Source organism: Cytobacillus sp. FSL R5-0377, assembly GCF_038004385.1.
GTDB lineage: Bacteria > Bacillota > Bacilli > Bacillales > Cytobacillaceae > Cytobacillus.
On record NZ_JBBORA010000001.1, the window covers coordinates 2,363,352 to 2,370,000 of the forward strand.

At 52.2% G+C, this 6,649-nt stretch carries 9 tRNA genes and 5 rRNA genes (1 of these 14 running past the window's edge); all 14 read right to left on the reverse strand.

The window, feature by feature from the left end:
- Window positions 1-23: 23 nt before the first annotated feature.
- Window positions 24-140, reverse strand: a 5S ribosomal RNA gene (gene rrf / locus NSQ49_RS12215).
- Between the two features lie 138 nt (window positions 141-278).
- Window positions 279-3,214: ribosomal RNA gene (locus NSQ49_RS12220) — 23S ribosomal RNA — on the reverse strand.
- Window positions 3,215-3,421: 207 nt separating this feature from the next.
- Window positions 3,422-4,971: ribosomal RNA gene (locus tag NSQ49_RS12225) — 16S ribosomal RNA — on the reverse strand.
- A 155-nt stretch (window positions 4,972-5,126) separates the two neighbouring features.
- Window positions 5,127-5,202: transfer RNA gene (locus tag NSQ49_RS12230), tRNA-Ala, on the reverse strand.
- Window positions 5,203-5,210: 8 nt separating this feature from the next.
- Window positions 5,211-5,287: transfer RNA gene (locus NSQ49_RS12235), tRNA-Pro, on the reverse strand.
- A gap of 5 nt (window positions 5,288-5,292) precedes the next feature.
- Window positions 5,293-5,369: transfer RNA gene (locus NSQ49_RS12240), tRNA-Arg, on the reverse strand.
- A 15-nt stretch (window positions 5,370-5,384) separates the two neighbouring features.
- Window positions 5,385-5,473, reverse strand: a tRNA-Leu gene (locus tag NSQ49_RS12245).
- A gap of 7 nt (window positions 5,474-5,480) precedes the next feature.
- Window positions 5,481-5,555 (reverse strand) — tRNA-Gly (locus NSQ49_RS12250).
- A 6-nt stretch (window positions 5,556-5,561) separates the two neighbouring features.
- Window positions 5,562-5,646 (reverse strand) — tRNA-Leu (locus tag NSQ49_RS12255).
- A gap of 15 nt (window positions 5,647-5,661) precedes the next feature.
- Window positions 5,662-5,737: transfer RNA gene (locus NSQ49_RS12260), tRNA-Lys, on the reverse strand.
- 142 nt (window positions 5,738-5,879) lie between these two features.
- Window positions 5,880-5,955, reverse strand: a tRNA-Thr gene (locus NSQ49_RS12265).
- 8 nt (window positions 5,956-5,963) lie between these two features.
- Window positions 5,964-6,039, reverse strand: a tRNA-Val gene (locus tag NSQ49_RS12270).
- A 9-nt stretch (window positions 6,040-6,048) separates the two neighbouring features.
- Window positions 6,049-6,165 (reverse strand): 5S ribosomal RNA (gene rrf, locus NSQ49_RS12275).
- A gap of 138 nt (window positions 6,166-6,303) precedes the next feature.
- A 23S ribosomal RNA gene (locus tag NSQ49_RS12280) occupies window positions 6,304-6,649 on the reverse strand (it continues 2,590 nt past the right edge of the window).
- Together the 16S, 23S and 5S rRNA genes with 9 tRNA genes alongside form the textbook arrangement of a ribosomal RNA operon.

Consider the following 6,649-nt stretch of genomic DNA (forward strand, 5'->3'; position numbering starts at 1 on the left):
ACCCATCAGGTGCTCTTTCATTTGCCCGGCAACGTCCTACTCTCACAGGGGGACAGCCCCCAACTACCATCGGCGCTGAGAAGCTTAACTTCCGTGTTCGGTATGGGAACGGGTGTGACCTTCTCGCTATCGCCACCGGACTATTTGGTTGAAGAAACTTCGTTCCCTCAAAACTAGATAATGTATGAAGAAGCATTTTGCCGAGTATTCACCAATGACTTGTCTAGCTTCGGCTCCTAACTTCTCTCGAAGTTGAACAGTCGCCTCCGCTTTTCGTTTTGGTTAAGTCCTCGATCGATTAGTATCAGTCAGCTCCACATGTCGCCACGCTTCCACCTCTGACCTATCAACCTGATCATCTTTCAGGGATCTTACTAGCTTGACGCTATGGGAAATCTCATCTCGAGGGGGGCTTCATGCTTAGATGCTTTCAGCACTTATCCCTTCCGCACATAGCTACCCAGCGATGCCTTTGGCAAGACAACTGGTACACCAGCGGTGCGTCCATCCCGGTCCTCTCGTACTAAGGACAGCTCCTCTCAAATTTCCTGCGCCCACGACGGATAGGGACCGAACTGTCTCACGACGTTCTGAACCCAGCTCGCGTACCGCTTTAATGGGCGAACAGCCCAACCCTTGGGACCGACTACAGCCCCAGGATGCGATGAGCCGACATCGAGGTGCCAAACCTCCCCGTCGATGTGGACTCTTGGGGGAGATAAGCCTGTTATCCCCGGGGTAGCTTTTATCCGTTGAGCGATGGCCCTTCCATGCGGAACCACCGGATCACTAAGCCCGACTTTCGTCCCTGCTCGACTTGTAGGTCTCGCAGTCAAGCTCCCTTGTGCCTTTACACTCTGCGAATGATTTCCAACCATTCTGAGGGAACCTTTGGGCGCCTCCGTTACTTTTTAGGAGGCGACCGCCCCAGTCAAACTGCCCACCTGACACTGTCTCCCGCCCCGATAAGGGGCGCGGGTTAGAATTTCAATACAGCCAGGGTAGTATCCCACCGACGCCTCCACCGAAGCTGGCGCTCCGGCTTCTCAGGCTCCTACCTATCCTGTACAAGCTGTACCAAAATTCAATATCAGGCTACAGTAAAGCTCCACGGGGTCTTTCCGTCCTGTCGCGGGTAACCTGCATCTTCACAGGTACTATAATTTCACCGAGTCTCTCGTTGAGACAGTGCCCAGATCGTTACGCCTTTCGTGCGGGTCGGAACTTACCCGACAAGGAATTTCGCTACCTTAGGACCGTTATAGTTACGGCCGCCGTTTACTGGGGCTTCGATTCAAAGCTTCGCTTGCGCTAACCTCTCCTCTTAACCTTCCAGCACCGGGCAGGCGTCAGCCCCTATACTTCGCCTTGCGGCTTCGCAGAGACCTGTGTTTTTGCTAAACAGTCGCCTGGGCCTATTCACTGCGGCTCATCAGGGCTATTCACCCTAATGAGCACCCCTTCTCCCGAAGTTACGGGGTCATTTTGCCGAGTTCCTTAACGAGAGTTCTCTCGCTCACCTTAGGATTCTCTCCTCGCCTACCTGTGTCGGTTTGCGGTACGGGCACCTTTTCCCTCGCTAGAGGCTTTTCTTGGCAGTGTGGAATCAGGAACTTCGGTACTAAATTTCCCTCGCCGTCACAGCTCAGCCTATGTGGTAACGGGATTTGCCTCGTTACCGGCCTAACTGCTTGGACGCGCTAATCCAGCAGCGCGCTTACCCTATCCTCCTGCGTCCCCCCATTGCTCAAACGGTAAAGAGGTGGTACAGGAATATCAACCTGTTGTCCATCGCCTACGCTTTTCAGCCTCGGCTTAGGTCCCGACTAACCCTGAGCGGACGAGCCTTCCTCAGGAAACCTTAGGCATTCGGTGGATGGGATTCTCACCCATCTTTCGCTACTCATACCGGCATTCTCACTTCTAAGCGCTCCACCAGTCCTTGCGGTCTGGCTTCAACGCCCTTAGAACGCTCTCCTACCACTGACATCGAAAGATGTCAATCCACAGCTTCGGTGATACGTTTAGCCCCGGTACATTTTCGGCGCGGAGTCACTCGACCAGTGAGCTATTACGCACTCTTTAAATGGTGGCTGCTTCTAAGCCAACATCCTGGTTGTCTAAGCAACTCCACATCCTTTTCCACTTAACGTATACTTTGGGACCTTAGCTGGTGGTCTGGGCTGTTTCCCTCTTGACTACGGATCTTATCACTCGCAGTCTGACTCCCATGGATAAGTCTTTGGCATTCGGAGTTTGTCTGAATTCGGTAACCCGATGGGGGCCCCTAGTCCAAACAGTGCTCTACCTCCAAGACTCTTACTACATGAGGCTAGCCCTAAAGCTATTTCGGAGAGAACCAGCTATCTCCAAGTTCGATTGGAATTTCTCCGCTACCCACACCTCATCCCCGCACTTTTCAACGTGCGTGGGTTCGGGCCTCCATCCAGTGTTACCTGGACTTCACCCTGGACATGGGTAGATCACCTGGTTTCGGGTCTACGACCACATACTCATTCGCCCTATTCAGACTCGCTTTCGCTGCGGCTCCGTCTTCTCAACTTAACCTCGCATGTAATCGTAACTCGCCGGTTCATTCTACAAAAGGCACGCTATCACCCATTAACGGGCTCTAACTACTTGTAGGCACACGGTTTCAGGATCTCTTTCACTCCCCTTCCGGGGTGCTTTTCACCTTTCCCTCACGGTACTGGTTCACTATCGGTCACTAGGGAGTATTTAGCCTTGGGAGATGGTCCTCCCTGCTTCCGACGGGATTTCTCGTGTCCCGCCGTACTCAGGATCCACTCTGGAGGGAACGAAGTTTCAACTACAGGGCTTTTACCTTCTCTGGCCGGCCTTTCCAGACCTGTTCATTTACCTCGTTCCTTTGTAACTCCGTATAGAGTGTCCTACAACCCCAGGAGGCAAGCCTCCTGGTTTGGGCTAATCCCGTTTCGCTCGCCGCTACTCAGGGAATCGCGTTTGCTTTCTCTTCCTCCGGGTACTTAGATGTTTCAGTTCCCCGGGTCTGCCTTCTATACCCTATGTATTCAGGTAAAGATCCTATCCCATTACGGATAGGGGGTTTCCCCATTCGGAAATCTCCGGATCAAAGCTTACTTACAGCTCCCCGAAGCATATCGGTGTTAGTACCGTCCTTCATCGGCTCCTAGTGCCAAGGCATTCACCGTGCGCCCTTTCTAACTTAACCGTATTTGACAGGTTCATCGAAGATGAACACGATCAAAGGTTTTTAACTCTATTTAACATAGAGAGAATTGACTAAAATGGCGATTACTCGGTTATTGCTTCTTCATAATCATTATCTAGTTTTCAAAGAACGAATCATTCATTGAGAGATTGAACTCTCAAAACTGAACGAACAAAGAACGTCACGTTTCTTGTAAATATTCCTTAGAAAGGAGGTGATCCAGCCGCACCTTCCGATACGGCTACCTTGTTACGACTTCACCCCAATCATCTGTCCCACCTTAGGCGGCTGGCTCCAAAAGGTTACCCCACCGACTTCGGGTGTTACAAACTCTCGTGGTGTGACGGGCGGTGTGTACAAGGCCCGGGAACGTATTCACCGCGGCATGCTGATCCGCGATTACTAGCGATTCCGGCTTCATGCAGGCGAGTTGCAGCCTGCAATCCGAACTGAGAATGGTTTTATGGGATTCGCTTAACCTCGCGGTTTTGCAGCCCTTTGTACCATCCATTGTAGCACGTGTGTAGCCCAGGTCATAAGGGGCATGATGATTTGACGTCATCCCCACCTTCCTCCGGTTTGTCACCGGCAGTCACCTTAGAGTGCCCAACTGAATGCTGGCAACTAAGATCAAGGGTTGCGCTCGTTGCGGGACTTAACCCAACATCTCACGACACGAGCTGACGACAACCATGCACCACCTGTCACCCTGTCCCCCGAAGGGGAACGCCCTATCTCTAGGGTTGTCAGGGGATGTCAAGACCTGGTAAGGTTCTTCGCGTTGCTTCGAATTAAACCACATGCTCCACCGCTTGTGCGGGCCCCCGTCAATTCCTTTGAGTTTCAGCCTTGCGGCCGTACTCCCCAGGCGGAGTGCTTAATGCGTTTGCTGCAGCACTAAAGGGCGGAAACCCTCTAACACTTAGCACTCATCGTTTACGGCGTGGACTACCAGGGTATCTAATCCTGTTTGCTCCCCACGCTTTCGCGCCTCAGCGTCAGTTACAGACCAAAGAGTCGCCTTCGCCACTGGTGTTCCTCCACATCTCTACGCATTTCACCGCTACACGTGGAATTCCACTCTTCTCTTCTGCACTCAAGTTCCCCAGTTTCCAATGACCCTCCCCGGTTGAGCCGGGGGCTTTCACATCAGACTTAAGGAACCGCCTGCGCGCGCTTTACGCCCAATAATTCCGGACAACGCTTGCCACCTACGTATTACCGCGGCTGCTGGCACGTAGTTAGCCGTGGCTTTCTGGTCAGGTACCGTCAAGGTACCGGCAGTTACTCCGGTACTTGTTCTTCCCTGACAACAGAGTTTTACGATCCGAAAACCTTCATCACTCACGCGGCGTTGCTCCGTCAGACTTTCGTCCATTGCGGAAGATTCCCTACTGCTGCCTCCCGTAGGAGTCTGGGCCGTGTCTCAGTCCCAGTGTGGCCGATCACCCTCTCAGGTCGGCTACGCATCGTCGCCTTGGTGAGCCGTTACCTCACCAACTAGCTAATGCGCCGCGGGCCCATCTGTAAGTGATAGCCGAAACCATCTTTCAGCTTTCCCTCATGTGAGGGAAAGAGTTATCCGGTATTAGCCCCGGTTTCCCGGAGTTATCCCAGTCTTACAGGCAGGTTGCCCACGTGTTACTCACCCGTCCGCCGCTGACTTCAGGGAGCAAGCTCCCATCTGTCCGCTCGACTTGCATGTATTAGGCACGCCGCCAGCGTTCGTCCTGAGCCAGGATCAAACTCTCCATATAAGAGTTGATATAGCTCGATTGTCTTTTCAAAAAAGACTAATGATTAAACGTTGACGTTTTGTTCGTTCAGTTTTCAAAGATCAATCCACCGCTCAGAAGCGACTTTATTATCTTATCAGGTTTAAATGCCTGAGTCAATAACTTTTTTATTTTTTTGGTGGAGCCTAGCGGGATCGAACCGCTGACCTCCTGCGTGCAAAGCAGGCGCTCTCCCAGCTGAGCTAAGGCCCCAATATAAATGGTCGGGAAGACAGGATTCGAACCTGCGACCCCTTGGTCCCAAACCAAGTGCTCTACCAAGCTGAGCTACTCCCCGTAATATGGCGCGCCCGAGAGGAGTCGAACCCCTAACCTTTTGATCCGTAGTCAAACGCTCTATCCAATTGAGCTACGGGCGCAATATAAAGTTGAAATGGTGCCGAGGACCGGAATCGAACCGGTACGGTAGTCACCTACCGCAGGATTTTAAGTCCTGTGCGTCTGCCAGTTCCGCCACCCCGGCATAAAAATGGAGCGGAAGACGGGATTCGAACCCGCGACCCCCACCTTGGCAAGGTGATGTTCTACCACTGAACTACTTCCGCTTAAAATGGTGCGGGTGAAGGGAGTCGAACCCCCACGCCTTGCGGCGCCAGATCCTAAGTCTGGTGCGTCTGCCAATTCCGCCACACCCGCAATATGAAATTAAAATGGTGAGCCATGAAGGACTCGAACCTTCGACCCTCTGATTAAAAGTCAGATGCTCTACCGACTGAGCTAATGGCTCATACTTTTATGAGACTTCCTAAAGCCTGATAATTGCAGTCAGATGTTCCAAAGCTAAACGCTTTGTCACAGATTGCTATTCGAATGAAGTGTTCACAGATGCTGCAATCTGCTCTACCGACTGAGCTAATGGCTCGTTGAAGTGGTGCCGGCGAGAGGACTTGAACCCCCAACCTACTGATTACAAGTCAGTTGCTCTACCAATTGAGCTACACCGGCATGTTATATGGTGGAGGATGACGGGATCGAACCGCCGACCCTCTGCTTGTAAGGCAGATGCTCTCCCAGCTGAGCTAATCCTCCATTATATACGCCCGGCAGCGTCCTACTCTCACAGGGGGACAGCCCCCAACTACCATCGGCGCTGAGAAGCTTAACTTCCGTGTTCGGTATGGGAACGGGTGTGACCTTCTCGCTATCGCCACCGGACTATTTGGTTGAAGAAACTTCGTTCCCTCAAAACTAGATAATGTATGAAGAAGCATTTTGCCGAGTATTCACCAATGACTTGTCTAGCTTCGGCTCCTAACTTCTCTCGAAGTTGAACAGTCGCCTCCGCTTTTCATTTTGGTTAAGTCCTCGATCGATTAGTATCAGTCAGCTCCACATGTCGCCACGCTTCCACCTCTGACCTATCAACCTGATCATCTTTCAGGGATCTTACTAGCTTGACGCTATGGGAAATCTCATCTCGAGGGGGGCTTCATGCTTAGATGCTTTCAGCACTTATCCCTTCCGCACATAGCTACCCAGCGATGCCTTTGGCAAGACAACTGGTACACCAGCGGTGCGTCCATCCCGGTCCTCTCGTACTAAGGACAGCTCCTCTCAAATTTCCTGCGCCCACGACGGATAGGGACCGAACTGTCTCACGACGTTCTGAACCCAGCTCGCGTACCGCTTTAATGGGCGA